The 25,775-nt window shown below is 72.6% G+C and carries 14 protein-coding genes; 11 read left to right on the top strand and 3 right to left on the bottom strand.

Annotated elements, in window-relative coordinates; genetic code table 11:
- Positions 1 to 10 precede the first annotated feature (10 nt).
- From ACN27G_RS15695 to ACN27G_RS15650, 10 genes are all read left to right on the top strand, one after another.
- Entirely contained in the window at positions 11 to 4,432 is a 4,422-nt protein-coding gene (locus ACN27G_RS15695) for an amino acid adenylation domain-containing protein (protein WP_421493549.1), read from the top strand.
- Positions 4,429 to 11,739 (top strand): amino acid adenylation domain-containing protein, encoded by a 7,311-nt coding sequence (locus ACN27G_RS15690; RefSeq protein ID WP_421493548.1) that lies wholly within the window; start codon positions 4,429 to 4,431, stop codon positions 11,737 to 11,739. The genes ACN27G_RS15695 and ACN27G_RS15690 overlap by 4 nt, the downstream gene beginning before the upstream one ends.
- A gap of 48 nt (positions 11,740 to 11,787) precedes the next feature.
- Positions 11,788 to 12,516, top strand: coding sequence for a thioesterase II family protein (locus ACN27G_RS15685; RefSeq protein ID WP_421493547.1), 729 nt, complete (start codon positions 11,788 to 11,790; stop codon positions 12,514 to 12,516).
- Positions 12,517 to 12,936: 420 nt separating this feature from the next.
- Complete coding sequence (locus tag ACN27G_RS15680; RefSeq protein WP_421493546.1) at positions 12,937 to 14,010, top strand: heme/hemin ABC transporter substrate-binding protein; 1,074 nt, start codon at positions 12,937 to 12,939, stop codon at positions 14,008 to 14,010.
- On the top strand, positions 14,007 to 15,128 hold the full coding sequence (locus ACN27G_RS15675) for a FecCD family ABC transporter permease (protein ID WP_421493545.1): 1,122 nt from the start codon (positions 14,007 to 14,009) through the stop codon (positions 15,126 to 15,128). Before ACN27G_RS15680 ends, ACN27G_RS15675 begins: the two co-directional genes overlap by 4 nt.
- On the top strand, positions 15,125 to 16,033 hold the full coding sequence (locus ACN27G_RS15670) for a heme ABC transporter ATP-binding protein (protein ID WP_421493544.1): 909 nt from the start codon (positions 15,125 to 15,127) through the stop codon (positions 16,031 to 16,033). The genes ACN27G_RS15675 and ACN27G_RS15670 overlap by 4 nt, the downstream gene beginning before the upstream one ends.
- A gap of 13 nt (positions 16,034 to 16,046) precedes the next feature.
- Positions 16,047 to 17,057, top strand: a complete 1,011-nt coding sequence (locus ACN27G_RS15665; RefSeq protein WP_421493543.1) for an LPXTG cell wall anchor domain-containing protein — start codon at positions 16,047 to 16,049, stop codon at positions 17,055 to 17,057.
- A 14-nt stretch (positions 17,058 to 17,071) separates the two neighbouring features.
- Positions 17,072 to 18,412, top strand: coding sequence for a hypothetical protein (locus tag ACN27G_RS15660; RefSeq protein WP_421493542.1), 1,341 nt, complete (start codon positions 17,072 to 17,074; stop codon positions 18,410 to 18,412).
- A gap of 132 nt (positions 18,413 to 18,544) precedes the next feature.
- Entirely contained in the window at positions 18,545 to 19,822 is a 1,278-nt protein-coding gene (locus tag ACN27G_RS15655) for a WxL protein peptidoglycan domain-containing protein (protein WP_421493541.1), read from the top strand.
- Positions 19,823 to 19,927: 105 nt separating this feature from the next.
- Positions 19,928 to 21,793, top strand: a complete 1,866-nt coding sequence (locus ACN27G_RS15650) for a LamG-like jellyroll fold domain-containing protein (RefSeq protein WP_421493540.1) — start codon at positions 19,928 to 19,930, stop codon at positions 21,791 to 21,793.
- Between the two features lie 89 nt (positions 21,794 to 21,882).
- On the opposite strand, the gene ACN27G_RS15645 is transcribed toward ACN27G_RS15650, so the two are convergent.
- From ACN27G_RS15645 to ACN27G_RS15635, 3 genes are all read right to left on the bottom strand, one after another.
- Complete coding sequence (locus ACN27G_RS15645; protein WP_421493539.1) at positions 21,883 to 22,473, bottom strand: copper resistance protein CopC; 591 nt, start codon at positions 22,471 to 22,473, stop codon at positions 21,883 to 21,885.
- Between the two features lie 109 nt (positions 22,474 to 22,582).
- Positions 22,583 to 22,861 carry a superoxide dismutase gene (locus ACN27G_RS15640; protein WP_421493538.1) on the bottom strand — a complete coding sequence of 93 codons (279 nt, stop codon included), beginning with the start codon at positions 22,859 to 22,861 and terminating at the stop codon, positions 22,583 to 22,585.
- A gap of 6 nt (positions 22,862 to 22,867) precedes the next feature.
- On the bottom strand, positions 22,868 to 23,482 hold the full coding sequence (locus ACN27G_RS15635) for a superoxide dismutase (RefSeq protein ID WP_421493537.1): 615 nt from the start codon (positions 23,480 to 23,482) through the stop codon (positions 22,868 to 22,870).
- Between the two features lie 334 nt (positions 23,483 to 23,816).
- Here ACN27G_RS15635 and ACN27G_RS15630 point away from each other — a divergent pair, with 334 nt between their 5' ends.
- Positions 23,817 to 25,592, top strand: coding sequence for a cellulose binding domain-containing protein (locus tag ACN27G_RS15630; RefSeq protein ID WP_421493536.1), 1,776 nt, complete (start codon positions 23,817 to 23,819; stop codon positions 25,590 to 25,592).
- Positions 25,593 to 25,775 lie beyond the last annotated feature (183 nt).

The following is a 25,775-nucleotide window of genomic DNA, read 5'->3' as shown; positions in this document are numbered from 1 at the left end:
GAAGTGCGTCATGAGCAGTGACCGACACAGACACATGGACGACGCCGGCGTGGCGTACTGGCGGGAGCGTCTCGACGGCCTGCCCGTACTGGAGCTCGTGACCGATCGCGCACGCGGCGCCGGACGGCGACCGGTGGAGTCGAGCGTCGCACTGACGCTGGATCCCGGCGTGACCGCGCGGCTCGACGGCCTCTGCGCCGAGCACCGGGTGAGCCGGTTCACCGCACTCGTCGCGGTGTGGCAGCTGCTGATGGGCCGCTACGGCAACGTACGCGACGTCGGCGTTGCCAGCCCGGGTCGACCGGGACCGGGACCGGGACCGGACGGGACCGCCACCGGGCTGTCGGACGGGTCCCTCGCGGACCTGCCGGACGGTGCGGCCGCGAACATGACGGTGATCCGGGCCTCCTGGGCGGACGGGCCGACCTTCGCCGCGTTCCTCGGCCGCGTCCGCGCGGCGGTGCTCGACGCGGAGAAGCACGGCGGCCTCCCGCCCGAGGGGATGGCTGCCGCCGCCGGGCAGCCGGCAGAGGAGCCGCCGTGGCGGGTGGCGCTCGCGATGGCGGACGTGCCGTTGGGTGCGCTGGACCTGGCGGTGACCTGGCGGCCCGACGGTCCCGGCGGGCTGCGCGGCACGGTCCGGTACGACGGCACGCTCTTCGATTGCGCGACCGTCGAGCAACTGACGAGTCACTACACCGCGCTGCTCTGCTCGGCGCTCGCCGCTCCGGAGACTCCGGTGGACGATCTGGTGAGCACGACCTCCGGCGAGCGGGCGGAACTCGCCGAGTGGGGCGGCGACACCAGCGCGGACCGCCCGCGCAACCTGGTGGAGGGCTTCCACCGCCAGGCGCGGGAGAGGCCGGACGCCGTGGCGCTGGTCTTCGACGACGAGACCCTCAGCTATGGCGAGCTGCTCCGCCGTTCCGAGGAACTGGCGGCCGCGCTCGTCCGGGCCGGTGTCGGTCCGGAGTCCACGGTGGGGCTGGCGATGGAGCGGTCGGCGGCGCTCGTCGTCGCCATGGTCGCCGTCGTCACCGCGGGCGCCGCCTACCTGCCGCTCGACCCGGAGTACCCGGAAGCGCGGCTCGCGCTCATGGTCGCGGACAGCGACGCGTGCCTGGTGCTGACCGGCGGTGAGCTGTCCTGGACGCCGCCGGCGCCGGTGCTACGGATGGCCGGGCTGACCGAGGGGGCCGCAGCCGTGCGGTTCGACCACCGGGACGTGCATCCCGACCAGCGGGCGTGCGTGCTCTACACGTCGGGCTCCACCGGACGGCCGAAGGGCGTCGCGACCACCCATCGCGGCATCGTCCGCCTCGTCTGCGACGCACCCTTCTTCGCCTGCGACGACACGGACGTGGTGGCACAGGCGTCGAGCCCCGCGTTCGACGCGGCGTCGCTGGAGATCTGGGGAGCGCTGCTGAACGGCGCCCGGCTCGCCGGTATCGCAAAGGACGACGTGCTCTCCACCGCCCTGCTCGGCGAGCGCCTCAGGGAGCGTGCCGTCACCGCGATGTTCCTGTCGACATCGGTGTTCCACATGCACGCGGACATCGCGCCGGAGACCTTCGCGCCGCTGCGTGCGCTCTATTTCGGCGGCGAGCCCGCCGACGCCCGGCGGGTGGCCGCGACGCGCGCGGTCGCGCCCGGCGTGCGCCTGGTCAACGGGTACGGGCCGACCGAGTGTACGACCTTCGCGAGCACCTTCACCGCCGGAGACGTCGACGCCGCCGCGGCCCGGTTGCCCATCGGCGGCCCGATCCCGGAGACGACCCTGTACGTCCTCGACGGCAGGGGCCGGCAGACGGGTGTCGGGGTGCCGGGCGAGCTGTACATCGGCGGCAGCGGTCTCGCGCGTGGCTACGCCGGCCGGCCCGACCTGACGGCCGAGCGCTTCGTGCCGAGCCCGTTCGGCAAGGGGGAGCGGCTGTACCGGACCGGAGACCTGGCCCGTTGGCGGGTGGACGGTGTGCTCGAGTGTCTCGGTCGCCTCGACACCCAGGTGAAGATCCGCGGCGTGCGGATCGAGCCGGAGGAGATCGCGAGTGTCCTCGGCACGCATCCGGACGTGCGCGCCGCCGTCGTCGAGGCGCGGGGCACGGGTGCCGCCAAGCGGCTCGCCGCCTACGTCGTACCGCAGCAGGGACGCGCGGTCGCGCCGCGTGTGCTGCGCGGCCACCTCGCCGCCGTGCTTCCCGAGGCGATGGTCCCGACCTGGTACGTGCCGTTGACCGAGCTGCCGCTCACCCCGAACGGGAAGGTGGACCGCCGGGCGCTCCCCGCGCCGGCCGAGGCGGACGCCGTCCACGCCGAACTGCACGTGGCACCCCGGGACGCGACCGAAGAGCTCGTCGCCCGGGTCTGGGCCGACACTCTCGGCGTCACGTCGGTTTCGGCGACCGACGACTTTCTCGCGCTCGGCGGCAACTCCCTGCTCGCGACGAGGGTCGTGGCCCACCTCGGTGCGCAGCTCGGGGTGCGGCTCGGCATCCGGGACCTCTTCGACGCCGCCACGGTGGCCGGCCTGGCCACCCGGCTGCGTACGGCGCGCAGGGCGGAGACGCAGCCGCCGCTGGTGACGTCCGGGGAGGGCCCGTGGCGGCTCTCCCACGCACAGCAGCGCCTGTGGTTCCTCGACCGGCTCGCGCGGGGTAATCCCCTCTACAACGTCTCGCTCGTCCTGACGCTCGAGGGCCGGCTCGACGTGCCCGGTCTCGGCGCCGCCGTCCAGGACCTCGTGCGGCGGCACCCGTCGCTGCGTACCTGGTTCGTCGTCGACGGTGACGACGAACCGCGGCAGGTCGTCGCGGCCGAGCTGGCCGTCCGGCTCGAGATCGACGATTTCCAGGACCTGCCGACGGAGGCACGGCGGGCGGCGGCGGACGCCGTCATGGAGCATGAGGTGCGGCGGCCGTTCGAGCTCTCGACCGGCCCGCTCGTCCGGGCACGGCTGCTGCGGCTCGCCCCCGGTCGGCACGAGCTGCTGATCACGATGCACCACGCGATCTGCGACGGCTGGTCGGTCGGGGTACTCGTCGACGACCTCGCGGCATACTACGCGTCGGCGGTGGCGGGTACGGCGCCCGACCTGCCGTCGCTTCCGTTGCGCTACGTCGACTTCGCCGACTGGCAACGCCGGCTGCTCGACGGCGGCGCGCGCGACGGCCAGCTCGCGTACTGGGCCGAGGAGCTTTCCGGGGCGCCACCGGCGCTCGACCTGCCGACGGACCGGCCCCGCCCGGCGGTGCCCCGCTACCAGGGGAACGCGCTGCCGTTGCGGCTGCCCGCCGACCTCACCGCGCGGCTCACCGACACCGGTACGGCCCTCGGCGTGACCCCGTTCACCACGCTCGTCGCGGTGTTCCAGCTCCTGATGGGCGGCTACGCGGGCGTGCGCGACGTCAGCGTCGGGATCCCGGTCTCCGGACGCACCCGTCCCGAGTTCGAGCAGGTGGTGGGCTGTTTCATCAACACCCTGGTGCTGCGCACCCGCTGGACCGACGACCTCACCTTCAAGGAGTTCCTCGGGCTGGTGCGGGAGCGCACCCTCGGCGCGTACGACCACCAGGACGTGCCGTTCGAGGACATCGTGGAGATGCTCAAACCGCCGCGCGTCCCGGGCCGTACGCCACTGGCGCAGGTGATGGTGGCGATGCAGAACATCCCGGCCGGGACGGCGCGATTTCCCGGCCTCGCGGTGTCGGTCAGGGAGCTGGCGAGCCCGGTGGCAAAGCTCGACCTGGTGATGCGCTGGGCCGAGACCCCGGCCGACTCGGGCGAGCTGCGCGGCATCGTCGAATACGACGTCGACCTCTTCGACCGGGAGACGGTCGAGCGGACGACGCGGCACTTCGTGTCGCTGCTCGACGCGGCGCTGGCCGCCCCGGACGCGCCGGTCTCCGCGCTGACGGCGCGCTACGCCGGGGACCGCGCCGGGCGCGGCGGGAGGGGCCAGGAGCCACCGCCCCCCGCACCGCCGGCGCCCGGCGGGGACCGTGCCTTCGCGGGCGAGCTGGAGCCGGCGATCGCGGCGGTGTGGCGGGACGTCCTCGGGCTGGACACCGTCGCCACCGACGACAACTTCTTCGAGGTCGGCGGCACCTCGCTGCTGATCCTGCGGCTACGGTCGGGGCTCGCCCGGGCGACCGGCCGGGACGTACCGGTGGTGGACCTCTTCCGGTTTCCGACGGTGGCCGCGCTCGCCCGGCACCTCGCCGCCGGTGGTGACGGTGCGAACCCGGCGGGCGCGGCCGGCCGGCGCCGGGCGGCGGCCCGGAGGACCCTGCTCGCCGGGCGTGCGCGGAAGCAGGACGAGGGGTCCGGCAACGGCACGGCGGGCCGCGACCTCGACCAGGCGGTAACCGACAACGACGAGGCGGGAACCGACAACGACGAGGCGGTAACCGACGTCCGGAGGGCGGGCCGATGAGCGAGGAGAACCCGTTGCCGGAGAACGCGATCGCGGTGATCGGGATGGCCGTGCGCGTGCCCGGTGCCCGGACCCTGGACGACTTCTGGCAGAACCTGCGCGGCGGTGTCGAGTCGATCAGGACCTTCACGGACTCCGAGCTGCTCGCCGCGGGCGTGCCGCCCGAGGAGCTTGCCCAGCCCGGCTACGTCCGGTCGTTCGGGGCGTTGGAGGACGTGGCCGGCTTCGACGCACGGCTCTTCGGGCTCTCGCCGAGGGAGGCCCAGCTGCTCGATCCGCAGCACCGCTTCTTCCTGGAGTGCGCGTGGGAGGCGCTCGAGCACGCCGGGCAGCTGCCGGTGGCGGGGGAGCCGGTGGTCGGCGTCTACGGCGGCGTCGGACAGAGCGCCTACCACGTGCAGAACATCCTGCCCAACCAGGAGCTCGTCGCCCGGGTCGGCCCGATGTCCGCCGCACTCGCCAACGACAAGGACTTCCTGCTGACCCGGGTCTCCTTCAAGCTGAACCTGAGCGGGCCGAGTGTGACCGTGCAGACCGCGTGCTCCACCTCCCTGGTGGCGGTGCACATGGCCTGTCAGGCGTTGCACAGCGGGGACTGCGACGTCGCGCTCGCCGGCGGCGCGCGGATCCTCCTTCCCGCACAGCGCGGCTACCTCTTCGAGCCGGAGGGCGTCACGTCGCCGGACGGCCGTTGCCGGGCCTTCGACGCGAACGCGAACGGCAGCGTGCCGGGCAACGGAGCCGGGGTCGTGGTGCTGAAACGCCTCGGGGACGCCGTCGCCGACCGGGATGTGATCCACGCCGTGATCCGCGGGTCGGCGATCAACAACGACGGCGCCAGGAAGGTCGGCTTCACCGCGCCGAGCGTGGGTGGGCAGGCCGACGTGATCGCCGAGGCACTCGGCGTCGCCGACGTCGATCCCGCCAGCATCTCGTACGTGGAGACGCACGGCAGCGGCACTCCGCTCGGCGACACGATCGAGCTGAGCGCGTTGACGAGCGTCTTCGGCGCCGACCGTGCCGAACCCTGCGCGATCGGATCGGTGAAGACGAACCTCGGCCATCTCGACGCCGCGGCGGGAGTCGTCGGCATGATCAAGACGGTCCTCGCGTTGAGGGCACGGGAGCTGCCGCCCTCGCTCCACTTCTCCGTCCCGCACCGCCACCTCGGCCTGGCGGACGGGCCCTTCCGCGTCAACAGCCGGCTCTCGCCGTGGCGCGGCACTCCGCTGCGGGCGGGTGTCAGCTCCTTCGGGATCGGCGGTACCAACGCGCACGTGGTGATCGAGGAGCCGCCGCGTCGGGCGGCGCCGGCCGCCGACCACCGGCCCCAGGTGCTGCCGCTCTCCGCCGCCACCACCTCCGCGCTCGACGCCCTGGCGGCCCGGCTCGCGGCACACCTACGCGCGCACCCGGACGAGCGGCTGGCCGACGTCGCGCACACCCTGCAGAGTGGCCGTCGGACACTTCCGCACCGTCGCTTCGTGGTCGCCAGCACCGTGGCCGAGGCGATCGAGGCCCTTGAGCGGCCGGTGCCGGACCCCGGTGCCCCGGGCGAAACGGCCACGGACCGGGACGTCGTCTTCCTCTTCCCCGGCCAGGGCACGCAGCGCGTCGACATGGGGCGCGCGCTCTACCGGCACGCACCGGCGTTCCGCGCCGAGGTCGACACCGCCGCCGCATCGCTCGAACCGGACCTCGGCCTGGACATCCGTCGCCTGCTGTATCCGGAGGCGGACGAGCGGTCGGCCGCGGGTGAGCGCATCGACCAGACCCGGTACGCGCAGCCGGCGCTCTTCGTCGTCGGGTACGCCCTCGCGAAACTGTGGATGTCCTGGGGCGTCCGCCCGGCGGCCATGCTCGGGCACAGCATCGGGGAGATCGTCGCCGCCTGTGTCGCCGGGGTGATGACCCCGGCGGACGCCCTCCGCCTGGTCGTGGCGCGCGGGCGGCTGATGCAGGGCACGCCCACGGGCGGCATGCTGGCGGTCCCGCTGCCCGCCGCCGAACTCGCTCCGCTGCTCGGCGGCGTCGGCCTCGACGTCGCGGCGGTGAACGGGCCGCGACGGTCCGTCGTCTCCGGGCCGGTCGAGGCGGTGACCGCGCTCGCGCGGCGACTGCAGGAGCAGGGTGTCGGGACGCGCCGGCTCAACACGTCGCACGCGTTCCACTCCCGCCTGATGAACGATGCCGCGGCCGCCTTCGAATCCGAGGTCGCGCGCGTCCGGCTCGTCGCACCGCGGATCCCCTTCGTGTCGAACGTGACCGGCACCTGGATCACCGACGCGGAGGCGACCAGCCCGGCGTACTGGGCCCGGCAGATGGAGTCCACGGTGTGCTTCGACGAGGGCCTGCAGGCGGTACGCGCCTCGGGCGGGGTGCTGCTCGAGGTCGGCCCGGGCCATCTGCTGACGAGGCTGGCCCGGGCAGGCGCCGGAGGGCGGGGCGCGGTGGCGACGCTGCCGTCGGTCGAGGACGGCGGCGACGCGTACGTCGACGTCCTGACGGCCGCGGCCGAGCTGTGGCGGTCGGGTGCGCCGGTCGGCTGGGCGGCGACGCACGGCGGGCAGGAGCCGCGGCGGGTCGTGCTGCCGACCTACCCGTTCGAGCACCGGCGCTACTGGATCGACCCGCCCCGCGACCCGGTCGTACCCCGCACCGGCGCCGCGGCGGGCCCCATGGTGCGGGGATTCCGGCGCGTGGGGCCGGCGGTGCCCGGCGGCGTGCCGGACGGCATCTGGGTCCTGGTCGCCGATCCTTCGAGCCCGTTCGGGGACCTGCCCGGGTGGCTGGACGGCTCGCCGGTGCGGCCGGTCCCGGCCGGCCCCGACCCGGAGCGCGTGCTCGCGTCCGCGCTCGGCGCGGAGGAACGCGTCGCCGGTGTGGTGTGTGCCGAACCGTTCGGCACGGGCGCCGACGACGAACCCGGGCCGTGGCTCGTCGCGCTCGAGCGGGTGCTGGCGGCCCGCGGTCACGGCGACGCCCGCGTGGTCGCCGTCGTCTCCGGTGCGCTGGAGGTGACCGGCGAGGAGGCGCTCTCCCCGCCGAAGGCGGCGCTGGCGGCGTGGGCGGAGGGCCGGCCCGGCACGCGGGCCCTGCTGGATGTCGCCGGGCCGGCGCAGGTCCGGCGGATCGCCGCCGAGCTGCGGAGCCGGTTCGAGAGCCCGGTCGTCGCACTGCGCGGCGGCCACCGGTTCGTGCCGTCTCTGGAGCCGCTGCGGGTGGGGGAGAGGGCGGCGGGCACCGACCGGCACACCGGCGCGCACTATGCGGTTGCCGGCCCGGCCGAGCTGGCGGCCGCGTTCGGCGCGGCGCTGTCCCGGTCCGCCGCCACTGTCTCCGAGCTGTCCGTTCCCGAGCTGTCCGTTCCCGAGCTGTCCGTTCCCGAGCTGTCCGTTCCCGAGCTGTCCGTTCCCGAGCTGTCCGGTTCCGAGATCGACGGCTCCGAGGGCTCCGGCCGGGCCGGGCCCGACCCGTCGTGCGTCGCCGTCGTGGTCGTCGACGCGGGCGAGCCGTTAGCGGCCGTCCGCGAGGCGCTGGAGCGGACCGCGCGGGCCCTGTCCCGGGTCCCGGCCCGGGCGTGCGAGGTGCACGTCCTCGTCGGCGACGACCGGAACGCGGGGCAGGCGAACGTCGTCGCCGCGTCCGTGTCGGTGATCCAGCGCGGGTCGGCGGTGCCGTGGACGACCTACCTGTGGCCGAGCGGCGCGGCGGCGCGGATCGACCGGTACGCCGTGCGCGCGGTGGGTCTCGCGCCCGGTGCCTGCCAGGTGGTCCTCCCGGCCGACGACGAGGACGAGGCCGTGCCGCCGTCGGCCGTCGACCCGGACGACGCGTCGCGCCCCGACGAGGTCGAGGCAACGATCGCCGCCATCTTCACCGATCTTCTCGGTGCGTCCGGTCTCACCCCCGACGCCAGCTTCTTCGCACTCGGCGGCGACTCGCTGCTCGTGGTGAAGCTCCTCGCGGAGGTGCGCAGGACCTGCGGGACCGCGCCGAGGATGCGGACGGTGGTCGAGGATCCGACGATCCGCGGCATCGCCCGGGCGGTCCGCGGTGCCCGGGCCGAAGCCGGGGACGCCGTGCCCGAGGGGCTGCCCACGGTGGTGGCCGATCCCGGGCATGCCCACGAGCCGTTCCCGTTGACCGAGCTGCAGCAGGCGTTCTGGGTCGGTCGCGCCGGCGTGTACGAGATCGGCAACGTCGGCATGCACCTGTACGAGGAGTTCGACGTCCCGGACCTGGACGTGCCGCGTCTCGAGCGCGCGTGGCGCAGGCTCGTCCGGCATCACCCGATGCTGCGGATGATCGTGTTACCACACGGCGAGCAGCGGATCCTGGCCGACGTGCCCGACTACGCCGTCGCGACCCGGGACGTCCGCGACCGCCCCGCCGACGAGGCGCGGGCAGCCGTCGAGGACACCCGCGCCGCAATGTCGCACCAGGTGTTCGACGCGTCGTGCTGGCCGCTCTTCGACGTCCGCGCCACGATGCTGCCCGGTGGACGCGGCCGGCTACACGTGAGTATCGACGGCCTCGTCACCGACGCGTGGGCGATCCGCATCCTCAAGACCGACCTGAAGAACCTCTACGACGACCCGGAGATGGCGCTCCCCGAGATCGCGCTCTCCTTCCGCGACTACGTGCTGGCGGAGCAGCGCATCGAGGCGACCGATGTCTACCGCCGCGCGGAGCGGTACTGGCTCGAACGCGTCGCGACCATGGCGCTCGCGCCCGAGCTGCCGCTGGCGCGTGACCCGGGCACGATCGACGTCGTCAGGTTCCGGAAGCTCTCCGGGAAACTGCCGGCGGAGTCCTGGGCACGGATCAGGGAGTGGGCCGGGCGCCGCGGCATCACCCCGACAGCGGCACTCCTCACCGCGTACTCGGAGGCGGTCGCGACGTGGTCGAAGAGCCGCCGCTTCACCCTCAACCTCCCCGTGGCGAACCGGCTCCCGTTGCACCCGCAGGTCGACGAGATAGTCGGCGACTTCACCTCGGTGATGCTCACCGAGATCGACGCGACGGCGGGTGCCTCGTTCGAGACGCGGGCCCGGGCGGTCCGGGACCAGCTCGCGTCCGACCTGGACCACCGCTACTTCAGCGGCGTGCGGGTCCAGCGGGCGCTGCGGAGGGCGCGTGGCGACATGGCCGCGATCCTGCCCGTGGTCTTCACCTGTGTCCTGCACGACGAGGCAGCGGATCCCCGGCTGGGTGAGGTGGTCTACGGCATCTCACAGACACCGCAGGTCTGGATCGACACGCAGGCCTACGAGGACGGCGGCGCGCTCGCGCTGGAGATCGACTCGGTCGAGGACCTCTTCCCGGAGGGCCTGGTCGCGGCGATCCATGCCGCCAGCCTGGAACTGCTCGCCTGGCTCGCCGAGGACGAGGCGCACTGGGGCCGACCCATGCCGTCGCTGACCCCACGCGAGGATCTGGAGCTCTGGTCGGCGTACAACCGGACCGAGGGGAGGGTGCCGGCGGGCCTGCTGCACGAGCCGTTCTTCAGTATGGCGGCCAGGATGCCCGGCCGGCCGGCCGTGATCACTCCCGACCGCACGGTCAGCTACGGCGAGTTGGCCGCGCACGCCCACGGGATCGCCGCCCGACTGGCCGGTGCGGGGGTGCGGCCGAACGAGCTCGTCGCCGTGGCCATGGAGAAGGGCTGGGAGCAGTGCGGCGCCGTCCTCGGCATCCTCGCCTCCGGCGCGGCGTACCTGCCGATCGACCCGGACCTGCCGGACGAGCGGTTCCGGTTCCTGCTCGAGCACGGGGAGGTCGCCGTCGTGCTGACCCAGGCACGCCTGCTCGCGGCGGGCGCGGACCGGTTCGGCGCCGGCCGCACCGTGCTGGCCGCCGACGAGCTGCCGGCGGGCCGGGCGGGCGGCGACAGGCCCGCCGTCCGGACCACGGCGGACGATCTCGCGTACGTCATCTTCACCTCGGGTTCGACCGGTGTGCCCAAGGGTGTGATGATCAGCCACCGGGGGGCCCTCAACACGGTCACCGACGTGAACGAGCGGTTCGGTGTCGGCCCCGACGACCGGGTGCTGGCGCTGTCGTCGCTCAGCTTCGACCTGTCGGTGTATGACATCTTCGGTCCCCTCGCGGTCGGCGGCGCGGTCGTCATGCCGGCGGCGAAGGCCCACCGCGACCCGGCGGCCTGGCGCGAGCTCCTGACGACCTCCGCGGTCACGGTCTGGAACTCCGTACCCGCGCTGATGGAACTCCTCGTCGAGCACCTGGGCGTCGCCGGGCCGCACGGCGACCCCCTCGCGCTGCGACTGGTGATGATGAGCGGTGACTGGATCCCGGTGACCCTGCCCGACCGGATCCGGGCGACCGTCGGGAAGCCGGAGATCGTCAGCCTCGGCGGTGCGACGGAGGCGTCGATCTGGTCCATCCTCTACCCCGTCGACGCGGTGGCACCCGGGTGGACCAGCATCCCGTACGGCGTACCGATGCGGAACCAGACGTTCCACGTCCTGGACGACGCGCTCCGGCCGCGTCCGGTCTGGGTGCCGGGTCAGCTCTACATCGGTGGTGTCGGTCTCGCCGAGGGGTACCTGCGCGACGAGGGCAGGACGCGGGCGGGTTTCGTCGTGCATCCGGTGACCGGGGAGCGCCTGTACCGGACCGGGGATCTGGGCCGCCTCCTGCCGGAGGGCGTGATCGAGTTTCTCGGCCGGGAGGACTCCCAGGTCAAGATCCAGGGCTATCGGGTCGAACTCGGCGAGATCGAGGCCGCCATCACGAGCCATCCGGAGGTTCGGGCCGCGGTCGCGGTCGTGCACGGGCGGCGGCACGGCTCCAGGCGGATCGTCGCCTTCGTGGCGCCACGGGCCGGGGACGAGATTCCGCAGGACCTCGCGGAGTCCCTTGCCGCGACACTGCCGCAGTACATGCTGCCGGCGGCGTACCAGAGGCTCGGCGCCGTGCCGCTGACCCCGAACGGGAAGGTGGACCGGCAGGCGCTGCTCGTGGAGGAGATGGCCGAGGATGCCGCGCCGCCCTACGTCGCGCCGCGTACGGCCGTCGAGGCGGTCGTCGCCGAGGTGTGGGCGAGCATCCTGGGGCTCGAACGTGTCGGCGTGCACGACAACTTCTTCACCCTCGGCGGTGACTCGCTTGCCGCGATGCGTGCGGTCGTGCACCTGCGCAGGGAGCTGGACCTCGACCTGCCCATGCAGGTCATCTTCGAGAGTCAGACCCCGGCCGGGGTCGCCGCCGTCATCGAGGACGAACTCCTCACCCAACTCGAGACGATGTCCGAGGAGGACGCGGAGTCGCTGCTGTCCCGCTGACGCGGCCGGGGCGGCAGCCGGGAAGCAGCGCCGTACAGGGAAGGGGTGGTGGCAGTGTTCGGAAGCCTTCGCAGGCAGGCCGGCCCGGAGCGCGCCCGGGCGCGTCTGGTGTGCTTTCCGCACGCCGGTGGTGCGGCGAACTACTACCTGCGGTGGCGGACGCTCGTTCCCACCGATGTCGAGCTGGTGGCGGTGCAGTATCCCGGCCGCCAGGACCGCTTCGGTGACCGGCTCGCCACCGACATGGACGAGCTCGTGCGCGGACTCCTGCCCGACCTGGAGAGGCTCGGCGATCTGCCCACCGTGTTCCTCGGGCACAGCAAGGGCGCGTCGGTCGCCTTCGAGTCCGTCCGGCGGCTGTCGTGGCGGCCGGCGCTGCTCGTCGTCTCCGCACGGCCCGCACCGTCCCTCGTCGGCACCGCCCGGCCCGCGATGAACAACGACGACGAGATGCTCGCCAGGCTGGACAGGCTGGGCGGGCTCCAGCGCGAGGTGCTGGCAGATCCGGAGCTGCGGGAGCTGGTCCTGCCCGTCCTGCGCGCCGACTACCGCGTCGTCGAGTCGTACCGGCCGGAGCCCGGTGCGCGCACGGACGTCGACATCCTGGCGGCGGGGGGCGACCGCGACCCGGAGGTCGAGGTTGCCGCCGTCGGGGCGTGGCGGGAGGCGACGACCGGCGACTTCACGCTCGAGATATTCGAGGGCGGCCACTTCTACGTCGAGCAACACGCACGCACGCTCGTGCGGAAGGCGCTGGGGCGGGTGCCGGTCCGGTAGTACGTCATCACGATCCGCACGGTGCCGGAACAGCCGGGCGAGTTCGCCCGGAGCATCGACGCCGGTGACCGGGGGTCGCCCTCACCGACGCGGTTGACAGGGGCGGCCGTCTCCCGCCGGTCGGCGCCGCTCGTGTGACGGGCCGACACGATGGCCGTGCCGTGGCAGCGCGCCCCGGCCCGCCTGCCCCGCCCGGCCCGGCCCGGCCCGCCCGGCCAAACGGTTGATCTTGACGTCGACCGTACGGCGCCGAAGCCGGCCCTGTGAGCTGGCGGCCATCTCCTTGACGTGCCAGGGGAAAGGCGGCGAGGATACCGAGGAAGGTAAGCCTTACCTAACTATGGATGTCGTGTCGCCACCGGTGCCGGTGGCACGGCGCGAGTTCCCAGCACGGGCGGTGGTCACGTGGATGGCGCGGAGATGCCGGCGAGGCGAGCATCCCGGGTGGTGGTGCGGTTCTGCGTCGGAGTGTTCTCGCTGGCGCTGCTCACGGCGTGCTCGTCCCCCGGCGTACCGGCCACCCCGGACCGGCCGGTGGCCGGCGACGGGCGGTTGGAGTGCAGGCGCCCGGCGACCGCGCGGTCGCCGGCCACCATCGCGCCGATCGCCACGGATCCCGCGCCGCACCTGCCGGTCGTCTACACGGACATCACCGGAAAGCCGGTGACCGTCACCGACGCCAGCCGGATCCTGGCACTCGACACGTACGGCACGCTCGCCACGACCGTGTACGCCCTCGGCCTGGGGGACCGGCTGGTCGGGCGCGACGTCTCGACCGGCATCCCCGAGCTGACGCACCTGCCGTTGGTGACACACAACGGCCACCAACTCAACGGCGAGGCCATCCTGGACCTGCGGCCATCGGTGGTGCTGACCGACTACAGCATCGGCCCGCTGGAGGTGCAGCTCCAACTGCGCGATTCCGGGATACCGGTGGTCATCATGAGCGATCAACGCTCCCGCGACCTGATCGGCCCACAGATCGAGGCGGTCGCCGAGGCGCTCGGGGTGCCACGGGCGGGCGAGCAGCTCGCCGCGCGGGTGCGCGGCGAGACCGAGGCGGCCAGGGCCCGGGTCGCCGAACTCGTGCCGGCGGACCCGGCGCACCGGCTGCGGATGGTCTTCCTCTACCTGCGCGGCAACGCCGGGGTCTACTACTGGTTCGGCGAGGGTTCGGGCGCGGACGGCCTGATCCAGGACCTCGGCGGGATCGACGTCGCCAGCGAGGCCGGCCTGAAGGGGATGCGACCGCTCAACGCCGAAGGGCTGGTGAAGGCCAGCCCCGACCTCTACCTGATGATGACCCGGGGCCTGGAGTCGGTCGGTGGCGTCGACGGGCTGATGCAGCTGCCGGGCGTCGCGGACACCCCGGCCGGCGCCCACGCCTGCGTGGTCGACATGAGCGACCACCAGGTGCTCAGCTTCGGGCCGCAGTTCCCCGCGACCCTCGAGGCACTTGCCGAGGCCGTCTACGGCGAGGCGGCCCGTCCGTGAGCACGGTGGCGACACCCCGGTCGATCGAACGGCCCCCGGGGCGCGGCGCGCCGCCGGCCGGCGTACCCGCGCCCGGCCCGGTGCGCGGTGGGCGGGCCACGGTCGTGATCGCGGTACTGCTGGTCGCGCTCGGCGGGACGTTGCTGGTCTCCGCGGGAGCGGGACAGCTGCACGTCCCGCCCGGCGAGGTGATCGGCTCGCTGCTGCACCGCCTGGGGCTGCAGCTCGGCGAGTTGCCGACCCACCCCAACGGTGAGGCCGCGCTCTGGAACATCCGGTTCCCGCGCCTGGTCATGGGGCTGCTGGTCGGGGCCGGGCTTGGCGTGTCCGGCGCGGTGATGCAGGGCATCTTCGGCAACCCGCTGGCCGAGCCCGGGGTGATCGGCGTCTCCGCCGGTGCCGGGGTCGGCGCCTGCGCCGTGATCGTCTTCGGCTGGACCTTCCTCGGGCCGATGACCATTCCCGCCGCCGCGTTCGGCACGGCCCTCGTCACCACGATCGTCGTCTACGGACTGGCCCGGCGTGGCGGCCGCACCGAGGTGGTCACCCTGGTGCTGATGGGCATCGCCGTCAACGCGGTGGCCAGCGCGCTCATCGCCTACCTGGTCTTCCTGGGCGACACCGCCGCCCGCGAACAGATCGTCTTCTGGCAGCTCGGCAGCCTCAACGGCAGCCGCTGGGTCCAGGTGCAGGTGGTGGCCCCGCTGGTCCTCGCCGGCCTGGTCGCGACCTGGACGCTCGCCGGCCGACTGGACCTGCTCGCCCTGGGCGAGCGGGCCGCACGGCACCTCGGTGTCCAGGTCGAACGCCTCCGGCTGACCGCGATCGTGCTCACCACCCTGATGGTGGCGGCGGGTGTCGCGTTCGCCGGGATCATCGCGTTCGTGGGTCTGGTGGTGCCGCACCTGATCCGGATGGCGATCGGTCCGTCCCACCGTGCGCTGCTGCCGGGCAGCGCGGTCGGCGGTGCACTCGTGCTCACCCTCGCCGACCTGGTGGCGCGTACCGCGGTCGACTATGCCGACCTGCCGATCGGGATGCTCACCGCGCTGGTCGGTGGCCCGTTCTTCTTCTGGCTGCTGATGCGCGCCCGCGCCCGGGCCGGAGGTTGGGCATGACCGTTCTCCGGGGAGCCCGTCCGGTGCTCGACGGGGTGTGGCGACGCCGGACCCGGGTGCCGACACCGCCGCCCGAGGGCACCGCCGTCCTCGAGGCGCGGGACGTGTCACTGTCGCTGGGCGGTACGCCGGTGCTGCGCGGGGTCGACCTCGCCGTCCGGACCGGCGAGGTGCTGGCGGTGGTCGGGCCCAACGGGGCCGGCAAGTCCACCCTGCTCGGCGTGCTCGCCGGGGACCACCCGCCCGACAGCGGCACCGTCACCGTCGGCGGCGCCCCGCTCCGTTCCTGGTCCGCCGGCGAGCTGGCACTGTGCCGCGGCGTACTGCTGCAACGCGTGGACATCTCGTTCCCGTTCACCGTCACCCAGGTGGTGCGGATGGGACGGGCACCGTGGGCGGGAACGCCGGCCGAGGAGTGGGACGACGAGGTCGTCGCCGCCGCCCTCGCCGAGACCGACATGACCGCCTTCGCCGACCGGGTCTACACCTCGCTCTCCGGCGGGGAACGCTCCCGGGCGGCGCTCGCCCGGGTGCTGGCCCAGGAACCGGTCGCGCTCCTGCTCGACGAGCCGACCGCCTCGCTCGACATCGGACACCAGGAGCGCATCCTCGCGATCGCCCGCGAGCGCGCCAGCCGGGGCGACGCCGTCCTGGTCGTCCTGCACGACCTCGGGCTCGCCGCGGCGTACGCGGACCGGGTGGCGGTGCTCTCCGCGGGGCGGGTGACCGCCACCGGGCCACCCGCCGAGGTGCTGACCGCGCAGCGGCTCAGCGAGGTCTACCAGTACCCGATCGAGGTGCTGCGCCATCCGCGTACCGGTGCCGTGCTCGTCGTACCCCGCCGGGACGGTCCGGGCACCGCGAGCCCCGCCGATCCGGGCACCGGCACGGCATCGACCACCTGAGATGGGAGCCGCCATGACATCCCTCGCCGGCCCTCGTTGGGCCGCCGCCCGGACCCGTTGCACCCTCCGTGCCGCATCCGCGCTCGCGCTCGTCGCGGCGCTGGTGGTGGCGCCGGCGGTCGGCGCCACCGCCGGGCAGGCTGCCAGGAGTCCGTCGCTGACCGTGTCGCCGGGAACGCTGCCGGCCGACCGGGTCAGCACCGTCACCGTCACCGGCCGGAGCTACCTCGTCCCGCCGCACGCGCCGGGCGTCGAGGTCTTCGGCGGGGTGTACGTCTTCTTCGGCTGGGTCGCCGACGCGAACCGCTTCGGACCCAGCACGCGCAACTCGAACAACAACGACGGCACCGTCGGCGTGACGTACGCGTACCCGGGCAACGCGGGCGACGCCGCGACCCGGGACGACGGCACCGGCGCCATGCGGCTGGTCTCCTTCACCGCCGGTGGCGCCTCGGGCGACGCGACCCGGTTCCACATGGACGGGGACGGCAACTGGAAGACCACCATGCGGATCTTCGGTTCCACCTTCGCCACCACGATGCCGGACGGCACGACCCGCACCTTCGACTGCCGCACGGTCCGGTGCGGTGTCTTCACCATCGGGGCGCACGGCGTGACCAGCGCCACGAACGAGCGGTTCGTGCCGATCAGGTTCCAGGCCGGCGGGGCGGGCCCCGCCCCGGCGCCGACGGCCGGCGGCGGCAACGCCCCGGCACCGACGGCCGGCGGCAACGCCGGGGCACCCACGGTGACCCGATCGACCGGTACGCCCACCGGCGCGGCGCGGCCGGGCCCGACGCCGCCCGCCGACGGCGACCTCGCGGTCGAGGACAGCAGCGAGCCGGGCCAGTTGGCCGGTACGACCCGGTCGGTCCGCAGCACCGGCGGGGTGAGTCCGCCCGTCCTGCTCGCCGCGGCCGGGCTCGTCGTCGCCCTGCTCGCCGGCGGCGGGCTCTGGCGGCGGCGACGCAGGCGCTCCACCGGCCCCCACGACCCCACTGCACCCGTATCACCAACAGATTGAGGAGGTACCCGTCCATGACACAACCCGACCATGCGGTGCACCCGCCCGGCGTGGGCCGGCGGCTGGCGGCGCTCGCCGTGGCCGGCACGGTCGTCGTCGGCACCGTCGCCGTGGGCGCCACGCCCGCGTCGGCGGCGCCGGAGACGATCGACGGCGCCACCCTGCGCTGGGGGCTGAGCACCGAGGTCCAGTCCGCACCGCCCTTCGGCGGCTGCAACTACCTCTCGGCCGGCGAGTCCGACGGCACCCAGGCCAGCTACCAGACCAGTGCGGGCGACGTGACCATCCTGAAGGACGGTGCGGCGCCCACCTGGGCGAACAAGTGTGCCGGTGCCGCCAGCCACGCCGCCAACCAGGAGGTGGTCTGGGGCGGCGGCAGCGGTACGGCGGATCCGGCGACCGGTGAGGTGGAACTCGCCTTCACCGGGCGGCTCTCCGTCAACTTCTACGGCGGGCTGGTGCCGTTCACCGTCGAGAACCCGGTGGTGACGGTGGACGCCGACGGCAACGGACAGATGGTGGCCACGCTGTTCGGTTACGGCTCCTCGATGGAGGACCCGAACGTCAAGGTTCCGCTCGATCCGGTGCCCGGTGTGGTGGTCGCCAACCTGTCGGACGTGGCGAGCACGGGCGAGGACGGCTTCACCGTCACGCCGGACTACCCGGGTGTGGAGTACGAGCCGCCGACCGGCTCCGGTGGCACGCCGCAGAACCGCACCAGTCCGGGCTGGGGCGCCTGGCCGAGCAGCTGGATCGACTTCCACTACGAGACCGGGCTGACGTCGTACTGGTACAGCAGTGGCGGGACGGCGGACCCGTACAAGGCGCCGACCGCCCTGACCATCAGTTACCAGGGCGGTGGTGGCGAGCCGGGCCCGGCTGACGGCGAGCAGGCCATCAGCGTCACGGTGCCGGAGACGGCCGAGCCGGGTGAGTTCCTGTGGAGCATCGACGGCGATCAGGCCGTGGATCTCGGTGAGACCGCCGACCAGGGTACCCACCTGCAGGCCACCGGGGCCATCGACCCGATCTCGGTCACCGACACCCGGATGGGCGGCCCCGAGTGGTCGATCTCCGGGCAGGTGTCCGACTTCACCGGCGGGCTCTCCGGCGGCTACCTCGGCTGGAGCCCGAAGGTGGTCACCACGGGTGCCGGTGCCGTGGCCGGCAGCACGGTGACGTCCACCCTCAACGGCGGCGGAGCCGGGCTCTCGGAACCGTCGACCCTGGCGGCCGCGCCCGGCGGTCACCCGAGCGGTACCGCGAGCGTGGGTGCCGATCTCGACCTGCGCCTGCCGGTCGAGACCGCGGCCGGCAGCTACACCACCACCCTCACCATCACCGCGCTCTCGTAGCGCACCACCGCGCTCTCGTAGCGCACCACCGCGCCGGATGGCGTGCGCGGACGCGGCCGGGACCCGATGGAGCCGGGTCCCGGCCGCCCGCCCGCCACCACCGCGCGCCAGTCATGACAGGACAGAGCGAGTATGTCACCCTTCGCCCGGCCGCCCGGCCGGCCCACCGCCGAGCCGGTCCGGCGTCGCGCCTCCGGAGGCGCGACCGAGCAGCAGCGACGGCGTGCCCAGCAGCGGGCGGTGTACCTGCGCGCCGGGCGTGCGCCCCGACGGGTGGCACGACCGCTGCTCGCCGTGGCGCTCGCCGTTGCCGGCTCTCTCGGGGCCGCCCCGGCGACGGCCGCCGTGCCACCCGCCGCCGTGCCACCCGCCGCCAGGGCGCAGGCCGCCGATCCGACGCTGACCTGGTCGGTGCGGCCCACACCGGCCGCCGGTAAGCCGGAGCGGCCGAACTTCTCCTACGACCTCGTCCCCGGCCAGCGGATCGAGGACAGCATCCGGGTACGCAACTTCGGCGCGGAGCCGCTGACGCTGGCGCTCTACGCCAGCGACGCCCGCACCACGTCCAGCGGGGCTCTCGACCTGCTGCCCGCCGGTGAACAGCCCACCGACGTGGGCAAGTGGGTCGTGCTCGACAGCGGCGTCATCGAGGTGCCGCCGAAGAGACACGTCGACGTCCCGTTCACCATGGTGGTGCCGGCCGGCGCGGAGCACGGCGACCACACCGGTGGCATCGTCACCTCGTACCGCTCCCCGGGCACCGACAACAGGGGACGGGCCGTCGTCGTGGATCGCCGCCTCGGCACCCGGATGTACGTACGGGTCGGCGGTGAGCTGCGGCCGGAACTGACGGTCTCGGAGGTCCGGGTCAGCTACTCGGGCACCGGCAACCCGGTGCGGCCCGGCGACGCGCGTGTCACCTACACCGCCACCAACACCGGCAACGTCCGGCTCGGCGCCGAACAGGTCGTCGTCGTGCCCGGGCGGCTCGGCTTCCCCGGACGCGAGGTCGTGCTGGAGCGGATGCCGGAGCTGCTGCCGTCGAACTCGCTGACCTTCTCGGTCGACGTGCCGGACGTCTGGCCGACGTTCCGGACGGCCGGCACCGTCGAGCTGCGTCCCGTCCCCACCCGGGAGGGCGAGGTCTTCGCCCCGGAGACCCCGCTGGCCACCGAGTCGGCGGCCACCTGGTCGATCCCCTGGTCCCAGCTGGCGCTGCTGCTGGTGGTCACCGTCGCCGCGTTGTGGGTGATGTGGCGCCTCCGCCGTCGTCGGCGGCGGCAGGCCGCGGCGCACCAGCAGGCGGTCCAGATCGCCGCGATCGTCAGAGAGACGGTCCAGGCCGTGCTCGACGCCGGCCCGGAACGACCGGCAGCCGGCGAAGCCGGTGCGGCGACCCCGCCAAGTTGATCTTTGGTTTGCGGCATGCCGTCGTTCAGCCCCGGGTCGCGGGCTGCTCACCTGGGCCCGGGACAGTGTCCGGGCAAGGGCTCGATCACGTGCTTGGAGACCACAATGGCAACGAACGGCGATCATCGTCGGGTTGATCGGCGCGCTCTGTTGCAGGCCGCGCTCGTCGCGCCCGCTGCCGGCGCCGGCGCGACCCTGCTCGGCACCGCGTCGACCCCGGCCGCGGCCGGGCCGGCCGGGGTGTTCGACCCGCAGAACCCCCGCTTCGCGATCGCGGTGCTGCCGGACACGCAGTATCTCTTCGACGAGGACAGCTCCGACCCGGAGCCGTTGCGGGCGACGTTCCGCTACCTCGCGCAGGAGCGCAGGGACGCGAACATCGTGTTCATGACGCACCTCGGGGACGTCACCGAGCACGGCAGCGAGCACGAGATCGGCCTCGCCGGAAAGACCTTCGGTGTGCTCGACGGCAGGCTGCCCTACAGCGTCCTGGCCGGCAACCACGACATCCGGGGCGGCGACGACCAGCGCGGCGACAGCGTCTACCTGCGTACCTTCGGGCCGCAGCGGTTCGCCAAGATGCCCACCTTCGGCGGCGCCTCACCCGACGGCTACAACAGCTTCCACGTGCTGCGGGCCGGCGGTCGGGACTGGCTGGTGCTGGCGCTGGACTGGCGCGCCTCGGACAAGGGTCTGGCCTGGGCGCAGCAGGTGATCGACGAGCACCGCACGCTGCCGGTGATCCTCACCACCCACGACCTGGCCTGGGCCGACGACGCCGGCCAGGCGCAGCTGTCGGAGAACGGGCAGCGACTCTGGGACCGGCTGATCCGGGACAACGACCAGATCTTCCTCACCCTCAACGGCCACTACTGGCCGCCCGGCCGGACCACGCTCACCAACGCGGCCGGCAACGACGTGCAGGTGCACATCACCAACTACCAGGACCGCTACTACGGCGGGGCGGCGATGATCCGCCTCTACCACTTCGACCTGGCCCGGGGCGTGATCGACGTCGAGACCTTCGCGCCATGGTTCCTCGCCCGCGATCCCGCCAGGCGGACGCCGCTGGAGGCCGAGACCATCGAGCTGACCGGCCCGGTCGACCGGTTCAGCATGGAGATCGACTTCGCCGCCCGGTTCGGCGGGTTCGCCCCGGTGCCGCCGCCCGCGCCCCGGCCGCCGGTGGCGGTGCTGCCGCGCGGCACGGTCGGATACTGGCGGTTCGACTCCTACGGCCTCTCCACGGGTACGGCCGGCAGCCCGGTCGCCGACGGCACCGTGCTGCGGGACCTGAGTGGAAACGGCAACGACCTCACCGTCGCGCGGATCGGTGCCGGCGGCGCCGAGACGCTGACCCGCTCGACCGAGCACCACCCCGGCCAGCCGGCCCATGCCAGCCTCCGCTTCGACGGCGGCAAGGGCCCGGACCGGGGCGCCATCCTGCGGGCCGGCCCGAACGCGCCGATCAACAGCATGAAGTTCCGCGACGGGTACACCATCGAGGCGTTCGTCAAGCTTCCCGAGCCGTTCCAGGGCGACCACGCCTGGATGGGGATCATGAGCTGGGAGGGGCGCAGCGGTGACGCCGGCAAGACGACCGGTTGGTCCCCACTGGAGTGCACGTGCAGCCTGAACATCTCCCCGGAGCGGTTCCTCCAGTACGTCGTCTACGCCGACCGGCAGGACGCCGATCCGACGTCATGGAGCCACGCCCTGCCGACCGGCCGCTGGCTGCACATCGCGGTGGTGAACGACTCCCGGCGGACCGTCGTCCACGTCGACGGCTCGAAGATCGCCCGTAACCCGAACCAGCCGTCGACCGGCATCGCCACCCTCGGCCGGCCGTTCGTGATCGGGGCGACCTCGTTCGACCTCGCCTACGGCCAGGGATTCTACGGTTGGATCGGCGATGTCCGGATCACCGCGAAGGCGCTGCGCCCGAAGGACTTCCTCACGCCGTACGCCTGATCGAGCGTCGCCTGATCGAGCCTCGTCTCTTCGGCCTCCGGCTTCCCGCCGGCCGGAGCCTGCCCGCCCGTCCCTCGTGGGGCCGGGCGTCAGGTGCTGGTCGACCTGCGGCGACGGAGCAGCAGGCCCGCGCCGAGAGCGACCACGAGCACGAGGCCCACGATCACCGCCCACCAGAGCGCCGGGGAGGTCCCGCCGTCACCGGTGCCGGTCGCGGCGGCCGGCGACACGGCGGGCGGTGTGCTGGGCTCCACCGTCGGCGTCGGGGCGGCGGTCGGCGTGGGATCGGCGGTCGGGGTGGGCGGTGCGGCCTTGTTGGTGAAGGTGAAGCTGCCCTTGATCGTGTGGCCGTCGGCGGAGACGGTGCGCCAGGCGACCGTGATGGTCCCGACGGGAAGCGGTTTCACCTTCTGCGTGACGGTCCTGTCCAGGACCTGCGCGTCGGCGTCACTGTAGGAGACCTCGTCCGGGCCGGTCACCTCCACCGTGGTGCCGGGTCTCCTGACCAGCCCGCTGAAGGTCAGCGTCACGGCGGTCAGCGGCTTGCTGACCGTACTCCTGGCCGCCGGTGACGTGCGGCTCAACTCGGTGTGCGCGTGGGCCGGACCGGCCGGCGAGACGACGACGAGCGCCCCGACGAGGAGAGCGGTGGCAGTGGGGAGCAGGCGGTTCCGGGTCACCGCTTCACGGTAGCGCCCCTGCATCTCGGGACCGACGGCCCGGTGGTGTCGAGCCGTGGCCGGGCGGACCGGGACGATGACGTCCCGATCCACCCGACCACCGCTCACGCTACCCCCGGGGGCCGGGGGAGGGCGGCTGACCCGCCGCGGCGGCGAGGTGCAGGGTGAGTTCGCGGACAAGGTCGTCGATGGACTCTCCGGACTGCGCCTGGAGTAGTCCGAGGGCGAGGTCGGCGAGGAGGTAGAAGCCGAGGGTCTTCGCCGTTTCGGTGGGGAAGGCGGCGAGGAGGGCTTCGGCGCCGTCGAGGTCGCCGCGTCGGCGTGCGGCGATGACTCCGGCGGCGCGCTGCACCGTTTCGGCGGTGTGGACCGGGTCGGGGTGGCCCACCGGTGCTCAGATCGTGGGTTGGCTGGCTCGGGCGGCGTCGAACCGGGCGGTGACGTCGGTCCAGTTGACGAGGTTCCAGAGCCGGTCGACGTAGTCGGGGCGGACGTTGCGGTACTGCAGGTAGTAGGCGTGTTCCCAGGCGTCGAAGACGAGGATCGGGGTGGAGCCCTGGCCGACGTTGCCGTGGTGGTCGTAGACCTGCTCGACGATCAGCCGACGGCTCAGCGGCTCCCAGGCCAGCACGCCCCAGCCGGACCCCTGCACCCCCTTGGTGGCGGTGGAGAGCTGCCCGGAGAACTTCTCGAAGGATCCGAAGTGTTCGTCGATGGCGGCGGCGAGGTCGCCGTCGGGGCGGTCGCCGCCGTCGGGGGAGAGGTTGTTCCAGAAGATCGAGTGGAGTACGTGGCCGGAGAGGTTGAACGCGAAGGTCTTCTCCAGCCCGACGAGGGTGCCGTAGTCGCCCTTGTCCCGGGCCTCGGCGAGCTGGTCGAGGGCGTCGTTGCTGCCCTTGACGTAGGCGGCGTGGTGCTTGCTGTGGTGCAGTTCCAGGATCTCGCCGGACATGGCGGGTTCGAGGGCGCCGTAGTCGTAGGGCATGTCGGGGAGCGTGTAGACGGCCATCCGTGGTTCCTTCCCAGTTCTGCCAGAAGATTGCTTCTGCCACTCTATGGCAATAGCACCGGCAGGAGGGCGGCTTGGTCGGGGCGACGGACGACGGATCCGCACAGAGTGGTTGCCGACCCTCGCTGCCGTGCCGTGCCGTGCCGTGCTCGGGCGCGAGGGTTGCGAGTGCGTGACGGTGCGGTTATGTTCTCGATAACATCGATAGCTACCTATAAGATCTCCCTGTCGGGCCAGCAGCTCTGCCGATGCGGCCACCATGGCTGGCGCGGCTGTCGGGAGCGTCCTCGTCCATGACCCCGAACCGCGTCGTACGAACTGATGGAGTGAGATTGTGAAGAAGTTTCGGGTTGTGGTGGTGGCTGCGGCGACCACCCTGGTCACGATCGCGGGAGGAGCGCTGACCGCTCCGCCGCTGTTGGCGGCGACGCCTGACCTCACCGTGAACACCGGCTCGTCGTTCCAGACGATCGACGGGTTCGGTGCGGCGACGCCGATCTTCAACGGTTCCGGTGGCCCGTGGACGGACAGTGAGACGCAGACCCTGGTGGGTCTGGGTCCGGGTCAGCTCGGTATGTCGATCGTCCGGACGGTGATCTCGCCGGTGTCCAGCGAGTGGGGCCTGTACGCGGCCAGCCTGCGGACAGCGAAGTCGTACGGCTCCGATGTCAAGATCCTCGCCTCGCCGTGGACGGCGCCGGCGAACTTCAAGACGAACAACAGCCGGGTCAACGGCGGGAAACTACGCACCGACTACTACGACGACTACGCCAACCACCTGAACAGCTACGTGCAATACATGAAGGGTCAGGGCGTCACGATCGACGTGACCTCCGTGCAGAACGAACCGGACTGGCACCCCAACTACGACTCGATGGACTGGACCGGCACCGAAATGCGTAACTGGGTCCGCGACCAGGGCGCGAAGGTCAGGGACACCAGCCTCATGGTGGGCGAGTCCCTACGGTTCAACCGCGCCTACACCGACCCCACACTGCAGGACCCCACCGCCCGCAACACCATCGGCTACGTCGGCGGGCACCTCTACGACGCCGAGAACAGCGGCAACCTCTCCCCCTACCCACTGGCCACCCAGCACGGCAAGAACCAGTGGATGACCGAATGGAACCTGCACGCCGCCGACGGCAACGGTTCGAACATCTGGGGCAACCCCAGCAACGCCGCCGTCTGGAACGAAACCCTCGACGACATCATGCGCACCGTACACCGATCCATGGAATCCGGCTGGAGCGCCTACGTCTGGTGGTACGGACGCCGCTTCTACTCCTTCATCGGCGACGGCGACGCCCAGTACGGCACCACAAAAGGCACAGTCCTACGACGCGGCCAGGCATTCTCGCAATACGCCAAATACGTCCGCCCCGGCGACCGACGGGTCGCCCTGTCGAAGAGTTCGCGGACCTCGGCACTGGAAGTCACCGCCTACCAGGGCCGGGGCAAAACCACACTGGTGATGCTGAACCGTTCGAACAACACGGTCAACAACGTCGTCGTCCAGACGCCGCGAAGCATCTCCACCGCCGAATACACCGCCACCTCGCAGAACCAGGGCGCCGCGTCACAACCAGTCACCCTCAGCGACGGACAGGCGACCATCACCGTCCCCGCCCGCAGCATCTCCACCATCACCATCACCGAAAGCACCACCCCCACCACCCCACCCACCACCAACCCCACCACCACACCACCAACCGTTCCACCCACCACCCCACCCACCACCACACCACCCACCACCACACCACCCACCGTCCCGCCGACCACCCCACCCACCGGCACCGGAACCTGCCGGGTCACCACCTCCGTCAACGCATGGAACACCGGCCTGACCGCCAACCTCACCATCACCAACACCGGCACCAGCGCCGTCAACGGCTGGTCGCTGAGATTCACCCTCGCCCCCGGACAGACCATCACCTCCGGCTGGAACGCCACCTACACACCAACCAACGGCCAGGTGACCGCGACAAACGCCAGCTACAACGCCTCCATCCCACCCGGAAGCTCCACCACCATCGGCTACCAAGCCAGCCACAACGGCAACGACACCCCACCGAACGGCTTCACCCTCAACGGCAACACCTGCAGCTGAACACACCGCTCCGGACGGGTGCGGCACTCGCCGCACCCGTCGGCGTCGGTGCGGTCGAGGGTGGGGGATCGATGTACATGGGTTGACAGGCCGGGGTGTTATCGCTAACACTCATCCGCAACACGGATTTAACCGGCGACCAGACGTCTGGCGGCGCGCGATGCCGCTGTGTCCAAGGTGGTC

The sequence above is a fragment of the Plantactinospora sp. WMMB334 genome (assembly GCF_049179095.1).
Lineage (GTDB): Bacteria > Actinomycetota > Actinomycetes > Mycobacteriales > Micromonosporaceae > Plantactinospora.
Note: the sequence above shows the minus strand (reverse complement) of the source record. Positions and strands in the feature narration are given on the sequence as shown.

Excerpts from the sequence above, each read along its gene's own strand:
- ACN27G_RS15665 (WP_421493543.1), top strand. The coding sequence starts at position 16,047 with ATGACATCCCTCGCCGGCCCTCGTTGGGCCGCCGCCCGGACCCGTTGC.
- ACN27G_RS15670 (WP_421493544.1), top strand. The coding sequence starts at position 15,125 with ATGACCGTTCTCCGGGGAGCCCGTCCGGTGCTCGACGGGGTGTGGCGA.
- ACN27G_RS15690 (WP_421493548.1), top strand. The coding sequence starts at position 4,429 with ATGAGCGAGGAGAACCCGTTGCCGGAGAACGCGATCGCGGTGATCGGG.
- ACN27G_RS15650 (WP_421493540.1), top strand. The coding sequence starts at position 19,928 with ATGGCAACGAACGGCGATCATCGTCGGGTTGATCGGCGCGCTCTGTTG.
- ACN27G_RS15635 (WP_421493537.1), bottom strand. The coding sequence starts at position 23,482 with ATGGCCGTCTACACGCTCCCCGACATGCCCTACGACTACGGCGCCCTC.
- ACN27G_RS15680 (WP_421493546.1), top strand. The coding sequence starts at position 12,937 with ATGCCGGCGAGGCGAGCATCCCGGGTGGTGGTGCGGTTCTGCGTCGGA.
- ACN27G_RS15655 (WP_421493541.1), top strand. The coding sequence starts at position 18,545 with ATGTCACCCTTCGCCCGGCCGCCCGGCCGGCCCACCGCCGAGCCGGTC.
- ACN27G_RS15695 (WP_421493549.1), top strand. The coding sequence starts at position 11 with ATGAGCAGTGACCGACACAGACACATGGACGACGCCGGCGTGGCGTAC.
- ACN27G_RS15660 (WP_421493542.1), top strand. The coding sequence starts at position 17,072 with ATGACACAACCCGACCATGCGGTGCACCCGCCCGGCGTGGGCCGGCGG.